This window comes from Flexithrix dorotheae DSM 6795, from assembly GCF_000379765.1.
GTDB classification, from domain to species: Bacteria; Bacteroidota; Bacteroidia; order Cytophagales; family Flammeovirgaceae; genus Flexithrix; species Flexithrix dorotheae.
This window is the reverse complement of record NZ_KB903476.1, coordinates 294412-315649: the sequence shown is the minus strand read 5'-3', so window position 1 is coordinate 315649 and position 21238 is coordinate 294412. Positions and strand designations below refer to the sequence as shown.

The following is a 21238-nucleotide window of genomic DNA, read 5'->3' as shown; positions in this document are numbered from 1 at the left end:
GAGCTTTTTAGGCTCTTGCCCTTTTTTGGGGGACAAAGGTAAACAAATCAGATGATTAAGTGACAACATAAAAAAATATCGGTTAAGGTTTTCGGATTGTTCCACATTAGGTCAGGTTAATAAGCAGTATAAAGTAGCAAAAGTATTACAATTATGATGTTCATCTTCAGGAATTATTGCTTTTTTCCTTCTTTTTTTCTGGTCTTTTATGTTTCCACCTTTTATGGGACCAGAGCCATGGTGTTGGTTCTTCTAAAATGTCTTTTTCAAGAATTTTGGTAAAAGCTTCCATAATTTCATTATCTGCGGTGTCTTTTGGGTTCTCGAATAATAAATGAGGAGTAACTTCATAAAATCCCCTTTTTGGCTTCAGGACTTGCATGTAAACTACGGGATAATTGAATTTCTTGGCAATTTTCTCCGGACCGGTAAAAACAGCTGTGTCCTGGTTCAGGAAATTGGTCCAGTAAGCATTTTCCGGAGAAGCGGTCTGATCAGCAATAAAAGCAGTGGCAGTAATTCTTTTTCGGTTGGCTACCATGTCTTTCAAAGTTCTGTTTACAGGAGAAATTTCAGTATTGAATTTGGTGCGCATGCCACACATCATTTTTTCGAAATAAGGATTGGAAAGTGGTCTGTAAATTACGACCAGTTGAAAGTCATTGTTGAGGGTAAAAGAAGGACCTGCCCACTCCCAGTTTCCATAATGCCCCATCACGATAAGGATGCTTTGATGCTTTTCGTAAAGTTTGTCAAGCCATTCTTTTTTATGAAAAACACATCTGGTAACAGCTTCCTTTCTGGTCATTCGAAGGGTTTTTAGGGTTTCCAGAATCAGGTCGCACAAGTAGCGGAAGTAATGATTACTAATTTTGATGATTTCCTTTTCGGATTTATTGGGAAAGGAATTTCTGAGGTTTTGTCGCACCACCTCTTTTCTATAGCCAGTCAATTTTAATAGGTAAAATAAAAAATCTGAAAAGGCATAGAGTAGGGAAAAAGGCAAAGAGGCAACCAAAAAAATGATTGGATAAAGTAAGTAGAAAAAAAAGCCCTGCATTATTGAGTTGTTTGTCAATTGATTGTGAACTTAATTGGGTAAATATACTGCTGAAAAACGAGGCTTAAAAAGACTTATCTAAGAAACTTTTTTTTCAAAAAGGGTAAACTTTTGCTTGTGCCTTAAAATGTGTTCAGCCTTTCCCTACATTCCAAAAATACTGCGAGCGGATGTTCAGATAAATAGTCCGAATGGAGACTATTGGAGAATTAAATTCAATTTCATTAATCATCCCAAATAATTTCCCTCGAAACTACAGAATAAATGGCTTTTAAAATTATCTATATTTGTTTACAAATTTATTAAACTAATTCCTCTATAAATAAATGAAAATCAATATTATAATCCAGCTGTTTCTTTTAAGTGGATGTCTTATGTCCTGTGCCTCTCCCAAATATTCCACATCTTCATCCCCTCAACCGGAGATGACTAACAATGAGAAGTTTCCTTCAGAAAGAATCATGCTTTATTCAGTTGATATGGAGCTTATTGTTGAGGTTCCGGATTCTACTAAAAAGGATATTGAGAACCTCGTCAAAGTCTATAATGGATATGTTTTAGAAACGAGTAGCAATAGGGTTGTGCTGAGAATTGAAAGTGGGAAGTTTGAAAATATAATTATTGAAATTTCTAAAATGGGAAAAGTTCAATCTATGGAAAAATCTGGAACAGATGTAACAGATGATTATGTAGACTATAATATTAGATTGGAAAATGCCCAAAAAACAAGGTCCAGATATTTAGAACTACTAGGAAAGGCTCAGCGTGTAGATGAAATGCTTGAAATTGAACGGGAGTTGGAAAGAGTAAATGAGAATATTGAACTGCTAAAAGGGAAAATTAATCGTCTTGATCATCTTAAAGCATATGCTACAATTACAGTTGAAATAAAAGAAAAAATTAAACCTGGATTACTCGGATATATTGGTCTGGGGGTTTATTATCCTATTAAATGGCTTTTTGTAAGAAACTAATTTAACAGTTTCCTTCCTGAATTTTCAAAAATATTCTCTCAGAATTTGCATTTTTAATCATCATATTCTAATATTGCAATATGGGAATAACAAAAACAGAAGGTTTCTCTGAAGAAACCAATAAAATGGCAGAAGTATTAAAAGCCCTTGGTCATCCAGCTCGGTTATCCATTATGGAATACCTGGCCAAATCACCCTCTTGTGTTTGCGGTGAAATTGTAGACGAATTGCCACTGGCACAACCCACTATTTCCCGCCATCTATCCGAACTGAAAAAAGTAGGATTGATTAAGGGAAATATTGATGGAAAAAATATTTGCTATTGTATTAATGAGGAAGGCTGGAATGGTGTAAAGGATTTTGTGGCCAATCTTTCCGGTATTCTGGAAAGCAAGAATAGTTGCTGCAAATAGCAAAGATCTTAAAAATGGAATTATTACCATTTTTATCCTCCAATATATTTATAGAATACCTTTGCTGAATAGTTAAAAACTGAAATCAAAATCAAATCAACCTATAAATTTTAAAATCAATTAATTATGGAAGCAAAATCAATTTTCCCCAGGATGCACGTATCCTATTACGTGAGTGATTTGGAAAAATCTGTGGCATTTTACGATGCTTTTTTCAACAAACCTGCCGATAAAATAAAAGCAGGGTATGCCAAATACATCCTTGAGCAACCTGCTTTAGTGATTTCCTTTATAGAAAATAAAGAAAGGGTGAACGCCAACTTTGGCCACCTTGGCATTCAGGTAGAAACAAAAGCGGAGTTAGAGCAATATTTACAATTGGCCAAAGAAAAAGGATTGGTAGAAAAGGAAGAAATCGGTACTGCCTGTTGCTATGCCATTCAGGACAAATTTTGGGTAAACGATCCGGATGGAGTACAATGGGAAGTGTATTATTTTCATGAAGATGCCGAATTCAATGACCCTCAATATGAAACTAAATCTGCTGAGGTTTGCTGTACACCGGGGGAACCGGCTCAAAAAGCTGAATTAAATGTAGCAGGAGTTCAGGAAGAAGCCTGCTGTGAGCCAGGTTCAGGATGTTGCTAAATTTCAGTATAATTTGATATTGAGAAACATTCTTGCATTATCATAATGTAGTGGCAATTTTGTCAAGTGATTTCATTAAAATAAATCTATTATTATTCCTGGCATACTCAGGTAAAGTGAGCAAATGTAAGCCTCATTTTACCTGAGTTTTTTTGGTGTTTTTATTAACCAGGAATAAGTAAGAAAATAATTTTTTGCCTGAAAGGCCCTTTAAAGCCTCCATGAAATGAGAATTTTTTGGAGGTTTTTTCATTTTCGGGAAGAAATGTCAAGTCCGGGGGAAATTTAGTCATTTCCCGGCTACCGGTTTTACTGCAACTTTGTATTGTTCAATCAAAACACAAAAACAAAATCATTTATTAATCTTAAAATTTTTAAAATCATGAAAACAATTCAAGTTCCAAACAGAGACCAGGTAGATGCAGCTTCACAAGGTATATTTGATAACCTGAAAAAAGCGTTGGGTACCGTTCCTAATTTGTATGCAACAATCGGTTATTCTTCTAATGCCCTTGGTGCATATCTTACTTATTCCCAGGCTACTGACAATGGTGCATTTAATAAGAAAGAAGCTGAAGCAATTAAACTTGCTGTATCGGAAGTAAATGAATGTGCGTACTGTTTAGCCGCTCATACAGCATTAGCTAAATTGAATGGATTTACAGAAGAAGAAACTTTAGCCTTAAGAGCAGCTTCTATTTCCGATCAGAAATTAAAAGTGATCACCCAGCTGGCAAAGGAAATCGCTCAGGAAAAGGGAAAAGCCAGTGAAGAAGCCAAACAGGCCTTTTTTGAGGCAGGATATGATGAAAAAGCACTGATTGACCTTCTGGCTATTGTAGTGGATATCACTTTTACTAACTTTGCCCACAGATTAACACAAGTACCGGTTGATTTTCCAACCGCCAAACCACTTGGAACTGAAGTTGCAGTTTAATTGTATTGAATTACAACAATCTAAAAATGGGCCTGATAAAGGTCCTTTTTTATTTTCCAAATTTCAAAGGCATGTGAAAAATTTTATGCTTTGAAAAGGTGTTTGTAAATTGAATTAAGAGCATGTTTATATTTTCAACTAGCTCGCAACTATCAGATTTTTTATCCAATTGTAAAATCCTTAATTATGTCGTTAAAAACACAACTTGAGAACCACAAACAATCATTTTTACAAAAGGCAGATTCTAAGGTAATAAAAGCCTATGATGCTGGAGTAGATGCTGTTCGCAAAAGTGGAATTCTTGAAAATGCTTTAAAAAAAGGTGATAAAGCCAAAGATTTTTTATTGAAAAATGCCCTATACGAACCAGCTCAACTTTCTGAGTACTTATCCCGGGGACCGGTTGTGCTGATCTGGTATAGAGGGGGCTGGTGCCCTTATTGTAATCTGGAATTGAAAGCTTTCCAGGATGTTTTACCCGAAATAAAAGCATTGGGGGCAAATCTTCTGGCACTCACGCCTGAATTGCCGGACAAGTCGCTTTCTACCAAGGAAAAGCATTCGCTCGAATTTGAAGTATTGTCGGATGTGGGAAACAGAATTGCCTGGGATTATGGGCTTGTGTTCAAATTACCGGAAGATGTTGCTGAAATTTATGCCAAAAACTTTAGCCTTCAGGAATACAATGGGGATAGTTCAAATGAATTGCCCATTGCAGCTACTTATGTAATTGATAAAAAAGGCATTATTCAATATGCATTTTTAGATGCAGAATACAGAAACAGGGCGGAACCCGAGGAAATAATTAAGGTTTTGAAAAGGCTTTGAATTAAAGGAAGTAATAGCAAAAGTATATCTTCAATGCCGTCAACTTAAGAAGTTAATAATAAGAGCTTATTAACTGATTTTTCGCGCATTGAAAATTTGCTTAATTAAATTTAATTATAATATGGTTAAGAATCGGATTTTCTTTCCCAAAAACCTTTTTACAAAATTATAAGCTATGCAAGATGATGAAACCTTTGATACTTTTCCATTCGATGAAAAGTACGGCAGCGGCCGACCGCCCAAAAATCTCTGCCTTCAAAAAGGTTTTCCGGGAAAGAAAAGCAGGTATCTGTAATATTTTCCCACCTGGGACTTGAAAAAAATTACCAATATCTGGTAACCTTTCCCACACTAATTTTGAAGGCATTTTTACGGTCCATTAAATTAGTTCAATAATGCAAATTTATTCTAAGAGAAAGGTCAGTTATTAATATAAGAAAATAGGGAGGGTTGTCAGAAAGGCGGGGAGGTGTGAAGGGTTTTGAAGGAGGAAGCATCTTTCTGACTAGACTTTTTTTGCCTCCTTTTTTGTGGCAATGACAAAAAAGGAGCCGTGCTTGCGTTCAAGTCGGGTTGAAGGGCGGACAGCCCTTGGGATGGGCAATGGATAGATGACGCAGGGTCGCGAAAATGCAGACCCTGCTGCGACAAACATTTTCTCTAAATTGGGAGATGCAAATTTTTTTACTACTGTAGTTTTCTATTAAGCACGAATTTCAGTATTATAATTATCCCTTTTTTCCCCCATCATTTCCCTTTCCAAAGTAGCATTTCTGGCATTTGCATAAAGCAATCGGAATTCCTGGTCAATTTCTTCCAGATAGACATCCAGCGTAATACCTCCTTTTATCAAAACCTTTCTATGGAAAAACCAAACCAGTAAGGAGGTTCCTGAAGTGAAAATATGATGACCGAGCTTCAGGAAAAAGTTTTGAATTCCCGATCTTTTATCCATAAAAATACTTTTGGTATAGGCCTGAAAGGCCAGGTGCATGGCTTCATCTTTTAATATCTGCTGGCAGATTGTTCTCAGGATAGGAGAGCTGGTGGCCCTTTTCAGCCCTTTATAATAAACCGCTGAGATGATTTCCGCTGTGGCCAAAATGGTGATGGAAAGTTCCAGTCCCATGAGTTTGCGGATGTACCGGAAAATGTCATCTATCCAGTGTTCTTTTATTTTTGGGATGTTTTCCTGCGCCATAAATCTTCCTAAAACCATGGCATGGCGCTGTTCTTCCTTTATGAAATGTTTTATAGTATTGGCATATTCTCCATGTTCGGGAAATTTTTTTGCAAAACCTTTGGCAAACTTCATCAGGTTTTTGCCCTCTGAATATTCTCCCTTTTGGAATTGTTGAATAGACCGCTCTACCACCATCCTTTCATAGGGCGTAAGTGGTTGGCATTGAAGCCAGTCAATATGATCAAAATGATCCTGGTTATATTGGAAATATTGTGTCCAGAAATTAAAGTTCATAGTTTGTTTTTTTTATGAATTTTTGATTAGAAGCTATAAAATACTCTTCCCACTATGTCTCACTCCATAAAAATTGAATAACAGAAAACATGGGAACCCTGTAAGCTGGTAGTTGCATCCTACATGAGTTTTTTTGTACAGGGTCCCATGCCTGTTCTGGTAATCTCCGATTTCAGAAAGAAATGGTAATTAGTGTTAGTCGATTGGATAAAAAGAAGTTGAATTAATTATTTGGTTTAATTGTAACTATTTGATAATGAGTTAAAAATATTCAGTAATTGTTGAATAGCGCTGGTCCTTAAAGTTTTTATAATTGATTAATCATTATTGAATGAAAACCTTATCTTATTTCCTTGTGAATAAGTAGAAGTGTCCTCTACAGGTTGTTCCTGTTGCCCAAGCTCCACAAAGCTTCTGATCATAAGGTAAGCCATAAAAATGAACATTGCATATGCTATGGACATATTCCAGGCATGCAGATTATTCCATTGTGAAAGGCAATCCAAAAGCAATTCCCAGGGCCTGGTGATGATATCCCAGCTGTTGTACCGCAAATCTCTGCCCAGGTAAATCCCAAATCCCGAAAGAAAAATGGTGGAAGAAATAAATGTCCATCCGAATCCCTTGCCATAGATTTTGCTCACACTTTTTTGAACTATAAATAACGAGAGTAGCCCTACATTTAGGCCAATGGTCGCAAAGCCAAAAATGATGAGTGCATCGAGCCATACCAATTGTACACTTTTACGCATGTGGATAATATCGGAAATGATATAGGGCGCATTGGGGAAAAAAAGAAGCCATACGAAAGTGAGTAATATCAATACCCATTTCTTGGGGTTTTCACTGGATGTGAATATTTTTTGATAAAGCATTAGGGAAATAAAAAGGGGAATCCAGGCAAGGAAAAGATTCCAGATCAGGAAGAATCCTCTAAACCTGCTTAATTCAATGATTTTGAATCCCAATAAAAATGTGCAGGTTATGGAAAATAAAGCCAAAACGCCCACAAGTTTTAAGATGGGGTTTTGATTGAAAATGTTGGTTACTTTTGTCATGGTTTATTTTTTATTTTAATAAATCAATAATTTTTAAAGAACTTTGTGTTTCAAAGTGAGTGGATAAAAAAATATTAAATCCTATTTTTTTGCTTTTATAATTTCTTCCAGTGCATCAATATGTTCCTGAAAGGCCTGCTTTCCAGCTTTGGAAGCGGCATACGAAGTATTTGGTTTCTTGCCAATAAACTGCTTTTTTACTTCAATAAAAGCCAGTTTTTCCAGGGAAGCCAGATGACTGGCTAAATTCCCGTCTGTTACCTGAAGTGTTTCTTTCAGGTAATTAAAATCAACCCAGTCATTAATCACCAGAATGGACATTACCCCCAACCTAATTCTGTTTTCAAATGCCTTATTTAATCTGGTAAAGATGTTCTTCATTTATATCCTTTAATGTGCTTACACTGCTGTTTTGTAATTTTTAGCTATTTATTTCACAATGTTGTTGATTCAAAATCCCTTTAAAAAGTCAAAATTAACATTGCATTTTATTTTTCACCTTCTTATTCCAAAGAAATCAGTTTTTCTCCTTTTTTCTCTCATACTTATTATACATGACCAGGCCATAAAATATATGCAATAACCCAAAACCGATTGCCCAGAAAAGGAGTCCGTAACCCAGGAAAATACTGGCGATTAATCCAAGTACAATTTCCAGATAGCCAAGATATTGAATATCTCCAATGACATATTTACTTGCATTTACAAGACTCAGTCCGTAGAAAATTAAAGTAATCGGGGCTACCATCCCCGGAAATCCCCAGTAAATTAAAATAAGGGAAAAACAACCTCCGGTGGCCAATGGAATGAGCAAATGAGTAATCATCATTTTAGATGATTTGTCCCAGATTTTCTGATTGTTTTTAGCGGCTCTTCTGGCGGTGAAATAAATTCCGGTGGCCAGGGCAAGTGCCAGAACTACCACACCATCCAAAATCAATAGCCATGATACTTCGGTAAATCCCGTTTCAATTTCCCTTCGGTAGAGCCATTTTCCATCCAAATAAGCAATTTCATAGGCTACATATGCGCCAATGAGTGCATAAATGCCGGCAAAAACACCCGTAAGTCCACTTAATGATATAAACCTGGAAGACCGCTCCATAATAGAGCGAATTTCCGAAATGTCTTTTAAGTAATCAGTTTCCTGTTTCATTCATGTATAAGATGCAATTGAAAGAACTTTGTGATGCAAAGTTAATTGAAAAATCCAATTGTGCAACTTTAAAATTGTAAAGTAATGTTAAATCTAATATTTATCAATATTAATTTTTGGAAAATAAGGTAAACGAATTGTTTAATTCTGGTTTTTAAGCTCATATAATATGTTAATAACTGATAAATAATACTCCTCAAAAAAAGAATAAATATATTATTTGTAAGTGATTGAAAATTAGGCGTATACGAGTTTTGTTTTTTTAATTAAAGGTTATAGAAATAACAGAAACACTGGAAAATTTATAACTAAAAAATAAATAAGGCGTAAGTCGAATTATCATACCTAAAAAATCTGAATACCTTCCAATACGGGCAATAAAATATTTTTTTTTAAGGGTTTGTAGCTACAAAATTTTCACCCTTTCCTTATTTTTTGTTCAACTCAAACTTTTTTTATATCATGAAAATTAAAAAAGCTTTTCCTGGATTTTTGATTTGTTTATTGTTCAATTTTGCATTTATTTATTCTGCTTTTAGTCAAAATAATACATCATATGGAGCAGGGGCAGGGAGTTCGCTTTCTACTGGTAGTTCGAATGCAATGTTTGGAATAAATAGTGGTAAATCTACTACAGTAGGAAGCAATAATACCTTTTTGGGGACTGGTAGTGGAATCAATAATACATCAGGATCAGATAACGTATCCATTGGCCTATACAGTGGTGGTGGAAATACTACTGGAAATAAAAATGTATCAATAGGAAATTTTAGTGGGTATTTAGCCCAAACAGCAAACTACAATGTTTCAATTGGGTTTCATGCAGGTCAATCTAATGTTTCGGGAAAATCAAATGTATGTATAGGTTATTTTGCAGGTCTTGAAAACACAGCAGCATTTAACACCTTTTTAGGAACATTGAGTGGAAAGAATAATTCCACAGGTTCTAAAAATACATTTTTAGGAAAATCTTCAGGAGAAAGTAATACTACAGGCTCATTTAATACCTTTTCGGGATACTATTCAGGTTTTGATAACACCATTGGTTATGGCAATACCTTCTCTGGCTATGCTAGTGGTAGAAATAACAAATATGGTAATTATAATACTTTTTTGGGGTATCATAGTGGTTATTGGAATCAAAATGGAAGTTACAATGTATGTTTGGGATACGGTGCAGGTTTAAATGAATTAGGTTCTAACAAACTGTACATTGCTAAAGGGGCCGATCCTTTAATCTATGGTAACTTTGTGAATAAAACTGTGAGTATCAATACAAAATATACAGGCTCACTTTATGCGCTAAGTGTGGCAGGTACAATTCATTGTGACGGGTTAGTAGAAACGTCAGATGAACGATTTAAGCAAAATATTCATGAGATTGATAGTAGCTTGATTAAACTGCAACAGCTAAAAGGAGTATCCTATCAATTTAAAAGGGAGGCGTACCAGGAAAGGAAATTGCCGAAAGGGGACAAGATTGGGTTACTTGCTCAGGATGTTAGAAAAGTATTCCCCCAATTGGTAATAGAGGATGAAGAGGGATATTTAGCGGTGAATTATACTGGAATGATTCCTGTTTTAGTTGAGGCGGTGAAAGCACTTTCATCAAAACAGGATAGCATTGGTAATTATCAAAAAAGAATTGAAAAACTGGAGAGTGAGATAGCAGAATTGAAGGTTTTAATGTTGCAAATGAATACTTCCTCTAATAAAAGAATGGGAAATTTAACTTCAGAAAGTGAATTCAGTTTAGGTCAGAATAGCCCAAATCCATTTAATGGCCAAACTACCATTAATTTCCAAACCCCTATAGAAAGCTCTAGTATAGCTATTGTAATGTATAATCAAAATGGAGAGGTTGTAATGCAATTTAATAATTTGCAGACAGGAAAAGGGCAGGTGGAAGTGGATATCAGCCACCTTACTAAAGGAGTTTATTTGTACTCTTTAATTGTGAATGGCGAAAAAGTGGAAACAAAAAGGATGTTGTTAGAGAAGTAGATTTTTTAGCTTAAAAAAAGAATAGTCGCAATTCTTACCTTCAAAAAAGAATTGCGACTTTTTTAATTTGTTTTTCCAATTGAAGGCAAATGGTTAACTTGAGTTTAGATTATTTAAAAAAAATATTAAAACCATGTCATACATAATGGTTGATATAGAATCGGATGGACCAATTCCCGGCATATATTCCATGGTGAGCTTTGGGGCTGTGGTAGTAGAAGAAAGTCTTCAAAAAACTTTTTTTGCCCAGTTGAAACCCATTTCCGAAAACTGGATCGAAGAGGCCCTCCAGGTATCAGGTTATTCAAGAAAAGAATGTATGGATTTTGAGGAGCCGAAGCAGGTTATGGAAAATTTTGAAAACTGGATAATGGAAAATTCAAAAGGCAAGCACATTTTCATTAGCGATAACAATGGTTTCGACTGGATGTTTGTCTGCTGGTATTTCCATAAATTCCTTAAAAGAAACCCCTTTGGTTTTAGCTCTCAAAATTTAGGTAGTTTGTATAAAGGAATGGAAAAAGATGTTTTCAAAAACTTCAAACACCTGAGGAAAACCAAACACACCCACCATCCGGTAGACGATGCCAGGGGAAATGCCGAAGCTTTATTAGCCATGAAAAAAGAACTGGGCCTGAAGATTAAATTGGAGTAGTAGAGGAGGCCCTTCGGAATTTGAAATTCCGAAGCAATATCGTAGGATTTGTAATCCGGCTGGTATAATCGGATTACAAATCCTATGATAGTGATTCGTCTTTGCAAAAGTCGAGTAGCGATAATATGTACATCATCTCAACTGCGCATTAAAAAACTCCAAAGTATCCTCCAAATGTTTTTGCCAATAATCCCAGGAATGTTCTCCTCCAAATTCTTCATATTTATGAGGAATATTTGCCTTTTCCAATTGCTGATGCAAAAGTCTGTTGTGTTCAATTAGCAAATCATTTTTCCCACAATCAAATCGGATAGGTGGGAGTTGGTTTTGGTTGCTTTGCATGGTTTTGAAAACATCCTCATCAATTGCATTATCCTGTTTGTAATCGGAAAGTGGTTCCTCTACAAACAGCTTCATTTGTTCCAGAGCAGTGATGGAAGAATGTCCGGAAATTGCCCGGAATTTTTCAGGGTATTTTGCTCCGATTCTCAAGGCTCCAAAGCCACCCATAGATAGGCCGGAAATAAAAAGTAGAGATTTACCAGTAACTAAAGGAATATTTTCTTTTACTGCGGCAGGCACATCTTCCGAAATCCATTTTTCAAAATTACGGGAATGATGTGTCAGGTAGCCGGAACCATCACCCCAAAGTCCATCGGAAGGCATTGCTACCACCATGGGTTTAATTTTTCCTTCTGAAATCAATCGTTGGGCAGTAAGATGTGCGCCTCCTTTCATAGCCCAGCACCAGGCACTTCCATAAACACCATGCATTAAAATGACTAATGGCAGATCAGAAATTGAGGTTTCGATTTCCGGAACAAAAAGACAGATGTCGCCCCGGCCTTTTAAATGTGGAGTTTTTACGGTAATAAAACGCAATCCATTTTGCTCAAACTGCGGATCGGATATTTCGGTCGTTCTGAATTTTGATGGCATAAGTAGATTTAGATATTTTAGAAAACCTCCCCCTGGCCCCCCCGCTGAGGGGGAAAATCATTTTTACCAATGCTGGTTAAAGTTTGCAACTTTAGCCTTAAAAATATGAGGCAGTTTGTAACTGCCAGGGCATAGTAGTATTAGGGGGAAAAGTTACAAACTTTCCAAGATTTTTAGGTTTAAGTAGTCGCTTTGCTTATACTTAAACCAGGTATTGTAATAAAGGGTAAAATTTTTAGTATTTCAATCAAAAACAATCACTCCTTTGGCATTTTTTCCTGCCAGCATATCATCAATGGCAATTTGTAAATTTTCCAATGGATAAGTTTTAGTTACCAGTTCATCCAAAAGTAATTTACCTTCCTCAAACCAATTGACCAGCTTTGGAAAATCCTTTTGTGGCTGGCACTGGCCATAAAGTGGATTGATGTATTTTTTATCCCATTCAAAAAGTCGCATATCGATGGTAATTTCCTCCTCAATTCCACTTACCTGAATGGCAGTACCTGCATTTCTGACCATTGCCAGTGGTGCAGCTCCCAATGCGGGAATGGCTGTGCATTCAAAAGCATAATCCGCACCTCTGCCTTCAGTCATACTTTTTACTTTTTCTGAAGCATGGATTAATCCTTTATCATTCCTGGAAGCCAGAATTAAATCAGTTGCCCCAAATTGTGTTGCCATATTCAGCCTGTTTTCATTTACATCAATGGCAATGATTTTTCCAGCCTTGGCGATTTTAGCTCCCTGAATTACATTCAATCCAACTCCACCACAACCTAAAACAACCACTGAGGCCCCTGCTTCAATTTTTCCGGTATTTATCACAGAGCCAACTCCTGTCATTACCCCGCAGGAAATGATACTTGCCGCAGGATAGGATAAGTTTTCACTGTTAATTTTTACCACTGCTGAGGCTTTCACCAAAGCATACTCAGCAAGAGTGCCCAGATTGAATGATCTTTCTATACTTTTTCCTTGCCATTGGGTACTTTCCAAAGTTGCATGGCCAGGTGTATACCCATTTCCACCAGCTACCACCGGTGAATTATTTTCACAAATATGCTGATTGCCTGCATGACACTGAAAACATTTTTCACAGGGTGTCGCCCAATTGAGGATTACACCATCTCCCACTTTTACATGGGAAATATTTTCACCCACTCCCGAAACAATTCCGGCTCCTTCATGTCCCATTACAATGGGTTTTCCCCAGCTTAAAGAATCGTAATCGGTGTGGCAAAGACCAGCTGCTTTCATTTTTACCAATACCTCATCAGGAGCAGGTTGTGCTACCTGTATGTCATCAATGAGGAAGCTGCCATCACCCTGGGCAATGGCAGCTTTGCTAATTGTAGTCATGTTGGCTTATATGTCTTTTGGGTCAAATAAAAGTGGAAAAAACTGACCTTCCATTTTATTTCCTTTGGTGATGACTGGTACTCCTTTTAGCAATTCCTCATTGGTGTTGGATGTTGTGCCATCGGCAAAAACATTAAGTACAAATGCTCTTCGGGAAATAGGAGAACGGTTTTCATAAGAGCCATGTACCATCAGCGGATGGTGAAATGATCCATGTCCTTTTTTCATTTCGATGGCTACTTTTTTATCGTATTGTTTGGCCTGTTCTTCTGTAAGGAATTTGCTCAATCCATCCATATCGCCTGCCAGGGAAGTTTTGTCCAGCAAATTCCATTTGTGGCTTTTCGGGATATAGTGCAGACAGCCATTATCTGTAGTGGCATCGTCCAGGCCAATCCAGCAGGTAAGGTGTTGCATGGGAGAAGTTCTGGTCCAGTAGGAATAATCCTGATGCCAGGCGACTACACCGCCATGGTGGGCAGGTTTACAAAACAACTGATCGTGCCAGAACCTTACTGCTTTTCCTCCCAGTAACTGGCAGGCTGCTACTACAAAAGCCGGGCTCCAAAGCACGTCATGAAAGCCTGGGGTTACTCTCCAATGGCCAAGGGAATGAAATAAAGTAGCATTGGGGTCTTCCGATTCGTTGGAATGGAATTCATAAAACAAATGGTGTTTGGGGTGATTGGGATCGGTAATTTCAGCCAATTCATTATTGAGCTGGTCCACCTGCGATTCTTCCAGAATTTTGATGTTATGGAGGTAGCCATTTTCATTAAAGAATTCAATCTGATCATCTGTTAATTTGTATTTCTCCCAGGCTTCTGCTGCGGAATATTCCGGGAAAAATTCGCTCACCATTTTATGAACTAAGGAAAGGTCTTGTGCCTGATTCATGATATTTAGATTAAAATAAGAATTTCATATTTCACAAATCTGGGAAGAATATGGATGATATTCTTATACTATATTGATTATTGAATGGCTTATTTTGATATTTGATTAATATGGTAATGGTTTTATGTTTAAATATTTTGTTCATAGGCCAACTAGCTCTTTGGAATTTGACATTCCGAAGCTAAATCACATATCAAGAGCTGGATTACAAATCCAGGGATAGGGATTCCACATTGCAAATGTGGAATAGCGGGGGAGTGGTTAAGTTGAGGGATAACCGGTAAAATTATTTTAATCCTATATTACTATCTTCCTGAACAAAATTTTTCCTAAGTGCTTTTACTTGAAATTCGTTCAGTATTTTAATATTGGATATGGTATTTAAATAATCTTTTTGTTTTGAAATTTCGTTCTCCATTATTTCATAACTAAGAAGAATTTCCTCGTAATCAGGGTGGAAATCATCAATGTAGCCAAATTTTTCATAAATATATTTTAGTACAGTCTCGATAGATACCAAGGAAATCTTTATTATTAAATCATCCTCTTTATTTTGATAATACCTGAGCAAATCATAAACTGAAATTATAGAATCCTGAGCCCAGTTTGCAAACATGGACTCTGAGGAATCGGGGACTATATGTGAAGTCTCTAATTTTTTAAGACATTTATATACTTCTTCTGAAAAAGGGATTGACTTTTTTTCTAGGCAAAACCAACTTTTATTTAAAAGGATTCTCAAAAATTCTGGGTTTCCAAACTTTTGTGCTTTTGCATAAAATAGGTAGTTAGGCAAAACTCTTTCACAACAAAGGTTTATAAAAGCTACTTTTTGCCAAAAACTAAAATTGATAATTTCCTTACGAACAAAACTTTTCCAAGTTTCAAAGAAATTTTTTGAATTCACCTTAATGACAATTTAATTTTTGATTAGGCATTTCCTTACATCAATTCTTTCAAAGCCGCATCCAGTTCTTCGTAGGTTATGCCATTGGGGATGAATTTGCTTTTTTTCTTCGCATTGTTGAAAATGATGGTGATGGGAATGGAGCCATCCCAATTTTTATTCAGATGGGAGATCCAGGAATCATCTCCTTCGGGGTCGAGTAAAACTACTTTTGTTTTCAGTCCTTTTTTGGCTACAAATGGTTTTACTTTTTTTTCTAATAATTGAGGGAAATCTATACTTACAAAAGTAAATTCCACATTTTTATCCTGATATTCCTGATTGGCTTTTTCGAAGTAAGGCATTTCCTTAATACATGGCGCACACCAGGTCGCCCAGAAATTAATCACCTGCCATTTGTCTTCCTGATTAGACAGCATACCGTCCAAATCTTCTACAGAAATTACTTCTACTTCTTGTGCCTGTGCAACTGAAGCGGAATAAAGGAATAAGGTAAAAACTAATAATTTTAATATTTTCATATTGTTGAAATGTTCATGATCAGGCTAAAATAAGCAAATTGAGGATTTAAAAATAAAATGAATAACTGTTTTTCCCTCCCTTAGCCTCCTCAATTCAGGGGAGAATTCACTTTTTCCCTCTGGAATGGTTCAGTATTCCGAGAATACAGGGGAAATTTTTAGCTTTAATAATTAAAATCAAGCAAGTTGAAATTCTGGTGAAACCTTTCCAATATAGAATTGTAGAAAGATCTGATTTTCAGATATCATCTGGTTTTTAGCCTTTCTCAGTAAGTTCTATTTTCCTTCCATCTGGGTCGGCAATTACAGCAAAATATCCCCATTCTGAGTGGGCTGGTTCGGTCAGGATATTGATGTTTTCCTGTTTCAATTTTGCGATTAGTTCATCCAGGTTCTTGACAGTAAAACCTAATCTCAATGTTTTGTCGGCTTCCTGCTGAGATTTGGTAAAGGGGTAAATTTCAAAAACAGTTTTGCCCAATGATGTGGCATAATGAAAAGGACCATTGCCATGTTGGTGGTATTCAAATTGTAGCCCTATTTTCTCATAAAATTCAGCAAGTAACCGGGGATTTTTAGTTCTGATGACCAATAAGTTTAATTCCATATCATAATTTAAAATTAAGTGAAAGTAAAAAAGCCAGACCTTCTATGGAGGACCTGGCTGGTAATTATTTTAAATTCTAAATTCCTGGCAGGGTTTCTTCAGAATCCTGCAGTTTGGATTAATTGATTATCAATCTTCTGGTTACAGGACCTTTATTTCCGGAGAATTTCAAAATATATACCCCCTGTGCCAATTGGCTTAAGTCCATTTGGAAATTTCCATTGTTGGGTAAATTTTGGGTACTAACTAATCGGCCAGAAGAATTGAAAACAGATAAACCTGAAAATTGCAGACTGGTATTAGGATAATTGATATTGATAATGCCATTGCCTGGGTTTGGGTAGACTTCTAACAAGTTAGCCGGATTTTCATCTTCAATACCCAAAACCTCTACAATCACATTGATTGACTCAGAAGTGTACCAATTCCCATTTTCATCCTGGCCTTTTACAAACAGCGTGAATATACCAATTTCTTCTAAAGCAAAAGTATTTTCGAATGGATAAGTCGCATCCTCTCCAATTTTCTCATCACCCAGATAGAATTCTACCATTTGGAAATCAGCATTTTCGATTTCCACCTTCACATTTAGTTCCGACTGATGAGAAACTACGGTATCCTCTACTGGGTTGGATAAATTCAAAGTTGGGGGTAATAATACGGGCTCTTCGGGTACTTCAGCTTCTTTTACTGTAAATACAATTTCCTCACTTATTGTAAAATCTCCATGATTATCAAAAGCTTTTATCTGAAAGGTATAAGTTCCAGGTTCTTCTGCTAACCATCCATGAATAATATTTTCTTTTTCTGCTTCTAATATTTTCTCATTATTGATATAATATTCTACCCGTGCTATTTCTCCATCATGATCGGTGGCTTTTGCTTCCAGTGCTATTTTTGAGTTTTGGATGAATTCTGTATTGTGCTCTGGAAAAAGAATATTAGCCACAGGAGGCTTATTTTCCTCTGTTGGAGTGGTAGGTTCCGTATTAGAAACCACATTTACAGTAACTTTTTTAGAGAAACTTATTCCCCCATGATCATCAACAGCTTTTGCCTGAATGGCATGTTTTCCGGCATATTTAAAATCATAATCAAATTTGAATAATTCCAGGGAATCGCTTCCTGGGATACTTCCAATAATGGTATCATTTATAAGATAGAAGATTTCCTCAATAGAACCATCTTCATCGCTGGCAATGACTTCAATGGTAACTGGTTTTAAAATCTCAAATTTTTCACTGGAAATCGGATTAATAATTTCCACTTCTGGTAATTTGGGAATTACCGGCTCAGGAATCTCTTTTAAAATTTCAATTTCCAAAGTATCTGAATAAGAGGTAAAGCCATTTTCATCTAAACTTTCAGCTATAATTTTATACTCCCCGTTGGCAAGGCTATCGGTAGTAAATTCAAAAGGTGCTGAGAAAACAGTGGCCAGGGAATCACCATTAATATGATAAGTAATGGAAGTTGTTTTACCAGTGACAAAGTTTACTGAAGCCTGAAGTGAAATGGCAGTAGAGTCTTCATTAAAATTGGAAACCAATTGAATATCATTACCCTTTGTGCTGGTGAAAAGCGTGACCCAGTCTGACAAAGAATCTGTTGGGGACTGGCCAATCAAAACAGAGTCTGAAACAGAAACCATAATTGTGGTATCTGCATATTCTCCTGTTTGTGGGTTAAACCATCTTTGCAAAAATGTTCCTTCTGCCTCACTAAGATTTAAATAAGTACTGTCCAAAGTGCCATTTAAGTAAAGAACATAAATATCTCCCTCTTTGGCAAGGCAATATTTTCCATTTTCATCGGAAGTATTTCCAATCAAATCATTGCGATTCTTCATTTCCCAGAATGGCAGATTCTGATTGAAAAAGGTTAGGGCATAGCGGGTATAATCCCACATTCTGGATCGGCTGCTCCAGTCATCGCAACTCACATCAGACTCGGGCAGCATATAACCAAAATAATATTCTACACCAGCACCACCAGCCATCAGGTTGCCCCAAAGTACATTACTTCTGGCATCGTTATGTGTGATGACAACTGGTAAATTGGTATATTTTTCAGGGCTGTAACCATCATGGGGCATACCAATCATCTGGTCGCCCTGTTCGTCATTGGCCACCACCCATTTTTTTCCTACACTATCCGATTTACTCACCCAGTTTTTGGTTTCCTTATGAACATCGTAATGATATAATTGCATGGATGTTCCGGTAAGTTCCGAAGAATCCCCTAACATGTTGAGGTAAACTCGGTCCAGTTGCTCCCGGGTTGTTAGGGAATGAGCTACAATATTATGATGGTAGGGATCATTTTGATGGAAATAATCCGCCATTTCAATTAATTTATCTACATGCTGCTCATTTTCTTCTCCTAAATTCCAGTTTAATGCCAGATGATGGCTAAACCTGGCAATCAATTCTCTGAAATACAATTTTCTTTCCATGCCTAATTCTCCATTATCCAGCAAATTGAAATTTTCCCTTTCCATTAATTTAAAGTGCAGGTACATTCCTTTTTTGTCGGCATGTTGAAAAACCCTTTCCCACTGATCCAGCTTAGAACAATCGAAACGTAACCTGTCATCCTGAGGGGAGGTTTTCCCATTGTAGTTTACATAAGGAAACACGTTGCGGTCATCCCCGTTAATATTCATCGTTAAAAATGAAAAGGCATTCATACCCTGGTCGGATAAATAGTTCAAAGCGCCCATAATGGCCTTGCCTTTTTCCTCTTTCCAAAGCAAGGTGGTATCTCCTTCAGTCCAGTGTTGTAAATGAGGTGCCCATGATTTTCTGTAATTGTTATAATTTGGCGTATTATCAAAATCTTCGTAGGCTAAAAAATTTTCCGGAGCATCGGCTCCACCTTTAAGGAAAAATTCCCCACTTTCCTGAAACTGTAGAAAATGTTCCCCAACATACTGTAGACGTCCTTTCCCTCTATGGTCTCTTCCGATTTTGTCAGTTGCAGCAATTTCGAAGCTCCCGCTAGCTCCATCAAAAAATACAGATTCGCCCCAATTCACTGAATCGGAAACCGCTATATTTTCCCCTTTCTTGAAGGATACTGAATAGGTCCATTTGCCTATTTTATTCGGGGCAAAGTGTACTCTCCATTTATCCCCGGAATCTGCGCTGGTTTCACCTGCAAGGCCATTTGCAGCATAATATCCCGGTACAATGTAAGTTTGGTTTTCGTGTTGAAAAGTTACGTCCAGCCTGTAATTCAGGAAAGGGTTTTCAGTGGCGTTTTCCGCTGTTTCAGGCCCCTGAAATGTAAGTGTAACTTTATGCCATTTCTTTAATTCTCCAGTGAGCGCAACCAGAGAATCATTTTGGGCAAAAAGTGGTCTGATATCCAAATAAACACATGAAAATGAAATTAAATACAGTAAAATGTATTTCTTAACTTGGGGAGATTTCATAGCTGGTAAAAATTGTTAGTATTTTTAGCTTTTTAAGTTTAAATAAATTGACTTTTAGTATTTTAAAAAATAAATACTATTGTTAGTTGAAAAAATCAGTATTTGTTAAGGTGAAAAGGTGATGAGCCGAAATAAAAAATCAATAAATGCTTAAAAAATTATTGTTACCCTTCGACTATGTACTTTCTAAGGAATTAAACGGCAAATTTGTAGAATATTATTCTAATATTTTATTAGAAATAATATTCTTAATACCTGTAACTACAAATTGAATTCCAGTTTTTTTCGAAGCGCCCAAAGATATAAAATTATTGTTTAGGAAGGCCATTAAACGGAGGGTGGGAAAGTGGAATTCAGGACAAAATCCGGAAAGTTTTTAGCTCAGTTTTTATTGGATTTGGATGATTTCTCCGATTGATAAAGTTCCAGGAACTTTAAAACCAGTTCAATTCCACAACCACTGATCACCATTTTATGCTTATTGTTCGGGATTAATTTTTGAGACCAATCTACAAGTCCCCCATCTGCCAGGTCGATTTTATTTTCTTCTATTTGCAGAAAAACTTTGAACTGGATGTCCTGATAATATTTATTATCCTCTTCAGGCCTTTCATATTTTATTTGCGCTATGGTATTTAAATCAACTAAAAGCCTGGCTAAGGCTGATTTTAATTGAACGGCTTTATCCTTAAAATAAACCTTTACTGATAATCTGGAGGGATCGAAGTATTGACAAAGGTTTTGGTAATGGAAATGAATATGCTCATAAAGGGACTGGGCTTCCCATTCATAATTACCTCTGTCGTATGCTCCGGAGGCCATACAGAATATGGCAAAATGAGCAGTGAAGGCAGGATTGTCGAAAAACTGGGCTCTTACATGCTGGTGGGTGGTCACATATTTAGCTTGTAATGTCTTATCCTGATTTTTTCGGAAATCTTTGGCTATTTGCAAAGCCAACATATTGGTGGCATCAGCTAATACTTCAGTGCCCCTTGAAGCACTGATTATTTTATTTTGACTTACGGTTCCTACCGCTGCACAACTTCCCAGTGGGGCCAGTGGAGAAAGCAAAATGGGATTAAACCCAATTTCTTTGGCTTTTGACAACCATTCAAGTTCAAAAGATTTGGCCTTTAAGGGATCGAGGGAGGAAGGTTTTACAAAGCGGTTTTCCTCAAATTGTTTCATCAAATCTGTAGGGGTAATCTGAGCAGTTCTTTGCCGAAAAATATCAATCAATAGAGAATTAAATTCACTTCCGGTGAGATTTCTGGTAATTTTTGAGAATATTTTCTCTCCACCGATTTTTACTTTTATTTTATTAATTAATTTACCCATGGGTTTTTACATTTTCAA

At 36.5% G+C, this 21238-nt stretch carries 20 protein-coding genes; 7 read left to right on the top strand and 13 right to left on the bottom strand.

The window, feature by feature from the left end; all coding sequences use genetic code 11:
* Window positions 1–166: 166 nt before the first annotated feature.
* Entirely contained in the window at window positions 167–1060 is an 894-nt protein-coding gene (locus tag A3EM_RS0131905) for a lysophospholipid acyltransferase family protein (RefSeq protein ID WP_020532329.1), read from the bottom strand.
* Between the two features lie 326 nt (window positions 1061–1386).
* Between A3EM_RS0131905 and A3EM_RS0131900 the strand changes: the two genes are divergently transcribed.
* The 5 genes from A3EM_RS0131900 to A3EM_RS0131870 all read left to right on the top strand — a co-directional run bounded on the left by A3EM_RS0131900 (window position 1387) and on the right by A3EM_RS0131870 (window position 4860).
* The gene (locus A3EM_RS0131900) at window positions 1387–2034 is read left to right on the top strand and encodes a DUF4349 domain-containing protein (protein ID WP_020532328.1); all 648 of its coding nucleotides are present in this window, start codon (window positions 1387–1389) and stop codon (window positions 2032–2034) included.
* Window positions 2035–2114: 80 nt separating this feature from the next.
* Window positions 2115–2447 (top strand): ArsR/SmtB family transcription factor, encoded by a 333-nt coding sequence (locus tag A3EM_RS0131895; RefSeq protein ID WP_020532327.1) that lies wholly within the window; start codon window positions 2115–2117, stop codon window positions 2445–2447.
* 126 nt (window positions 2448–2573) lie between these two features.
* Window positions 2574–3095, top strand: coding sequence for an ArsI/CadI family heavy metal resistance metalloenzyme (locus tag A3EM_RS44240; protein WP_020532326.1), 522 nt, complete (start codon window positions 2574–2576; stop codon window positions 3093–3095).
* Between the two features lie 382 nt (window positions 3096–3477).
* A complete protein-coding gene (locus A3EM_RS0131880; RefSeq protein ID WP_020532324.1) occupies window positions 3478–4032 on the top strand; it encodes a carboxymuconolactone decarboxylase family protein in 555 nt (184 codons plus the stop codon).
* Window positions 4033–4218: 186 nt separating this feature from the next.
* Entirely contained in the window at window positions 4219–4860 is a 642-nt protein-coding gene (locus A3EM_RS0131870; RefSeq protein WP_020532322.1) for a peroxiredoxin-like family protein, read from the top strand.
* A 703-nt stretch (window positions 4861–5563) separates the two neighbouring features.
* Here A3EM_RS0131870 and A3EM_RS44235 read toward each other — a convergent pair.
* The 4 genes from A3EM_RS44235 to A3EM_RS0131845 all read right to left on the bottom strand — a co-directional run bounded on the left by A3EM_RS44235 (window position 5564) and on the right by A3EM_RS0131845 (window position 8551).
* The gene (locus A3EM_RS44235) at window positions 5564–6337 is read right to left on the bottom strand and encodes a ferritin-like domain-containing protein (protein ID WP_020532320.1); all 774 of its coding nucleotides are present in this window, start codon (window positions 6335–6337) and stop codon (window positions 5564–5566) included.
* A 317-nt stretch (window positions 6338–6654) separates the two neighbouring features.
* On the bottom strand, window positions 6655–7395 hold the full coding sequence (locus A3EM_RS46485; protein WP_020532319.1) for a DUF1361 domain-containing protein: 741 nt from the start codon (window positions 7393–7395) through the stop codon (window positions 6655–6657).
* A gap of 81 nt (window positions 7396–7476) precedes the next feature.
* The gene (locus A3EM_RS0131850; RefSeq protein WP_020532318.1) at window positions 7477–7776 is read right to left on the bottom strand and encodes a winged helix-turn-helix domain-containing protein; all 300 of its coding nucleotides are present in this window, start codon (window positions 7774–7776) and stop codon (window positions 7477–7479) included.
* A 136-nt stretch (window positions 7777–7912) separates the two neighbouring features.
* A complete protein-coding gene (locus A3EM_RS0131845; protein ID WP_020532317.1) occupies window positions 7913–8551 on the bottom strand; it encodes a hypothetical protein in 639 nt (212 codons plus the stop codon).
* Window positions 8552–9013: 462 nt separating this feature from the next.
* Here A3EM_RS0131845 and A3EM_RS46480 point away from each other — a divergent pair, with 462 nt between their 5' ends.
* Both A3EM_RS46480 and A3EM_RS0131835 read left to right on the top strand, forming a co-directional pair.
* Window positions 9014–10555: a tail fiber domain-containing protein gene (locus tag A3EM_RS46480; protein WP_020532316.1), complete on the top strand. Its 1542-nt coding sequence runs from the start codon at window positions 9014–9016 to the stop codon at window positions 10553–10555.
* A 133-nt stretch (window positions 10556–10688) separates the two neighbouring features.
* Window positions 10689–11210, top strand: coding sequence for a 3'-5' exoribonuclease domain-containing protein (locus A3EM_RS0131835; RefSeq protein ID WP_026210703.1), 522 nt, complete (start codon window positions 10689–10691; stop codon window positions 11208–11210).
* A gap of 132 nt (window positions 11211–11342) precedes the next feature.
* Here A3EM_RS0131835 and A3EM_RS0131830 read toward each other — a convergent pair whose 3' ends face one another.
* The 8 genes from A3EM_RS0131830 to A3EM_RS0131790 form a co-directional block, all read right to left on the bottom strand.
* Entirely contained in the window at window positions 11343–12149 is an 807-nt protein-coding gene (locus A3EM_RS0131830) for an alpha/beta hydrolase (protein WP_020532314.1), read from the bottom strand.
* 243 nt (window positions 12150–12392) lie between these two features.
* A complete protein-coding gene (locus tag A3EM_RS0131825; RefSeq protein ID WP_020532313.1) occupies window positions 12393–13511 on the bottom strand; it encodes an alcohol dehydrogenase catalytic domain-containing protein in 1119 nt (372 codons plus the stop codon).
* A 6-nt stretch (window positions 13512–13517) separates the two neighbouring features.
* Window positions 13518–14408: a phytanoyl-CoA dioxygenase family protein gene (locus A3EM_RS0131820; protein ID WP_020532312.1), complete on the bottom strand. Its 891-nt coding sequence runs from the start codon at window positions 14406–14408 to the stop codon at window positions 13518–13520.
* Window positions 14409–14694: 286 nt separating this feature from the next.
* A complete protein-coding gene (locus A3EM_RS0131815) occupies window positions 14695–15315 on the bottom strand; it encodes a DUF416 family protein (RefSeq protein ID WP_020532311.1) in 621 nt (206 codons plus the stop codon).
* Window positions 15316–15350: 35 nt separating this feature from the next.
* The gene (locus A3EM_RS0131810; protein ID WP_020532310.1) at window positions 15351–15836 is read right to left on the bottom strand and encodes a TlpA disulfide reductase family protein; all 486 of its coding nucleotides are present in this window, start codon (window positions 15834–15836) and stop codon (window positions 15351–15353) included.
* Between the two features lie 256 nt (window positions 15837–16092).
* Window positions 16093–16443, bottom strand: a complete 351-nt coding sequence (locus A3EM_RS0131805) for a VOC family protein (protein WP_020532309.1) — start codon at window positions 16441–16443, stop codon at window positions 16093–16095.
* A gap of 118 nt (window positions 16444–16561) precedes the next feature.
* Window positions 16562–19879 carry an Ig-like domain-containing protein gene (locus A3EM_RS47375; protein ID WP_020532307.1) on the bottom strand — a complete coding sequence of 1106 codons (3318 nt, stop codon included), beginning with the start codon at window positions 19877–19879 and terminating at the stop codon, window positions 16562–16564.
* 381 nt (window positions 19880–20260) lie between these two features.
* Complete coding sequence (locus A3EM_RS0131790) at window positions 20261–21220, bottom strand: hypothetical protein (RefSeq protein ID WP_020532306.1); 960 nt, start codon at window positions 21218–21220, stop codon at window positions 20261–20263.
* Window positions 21221–21238: the final 18 nt, after the last annotated feature.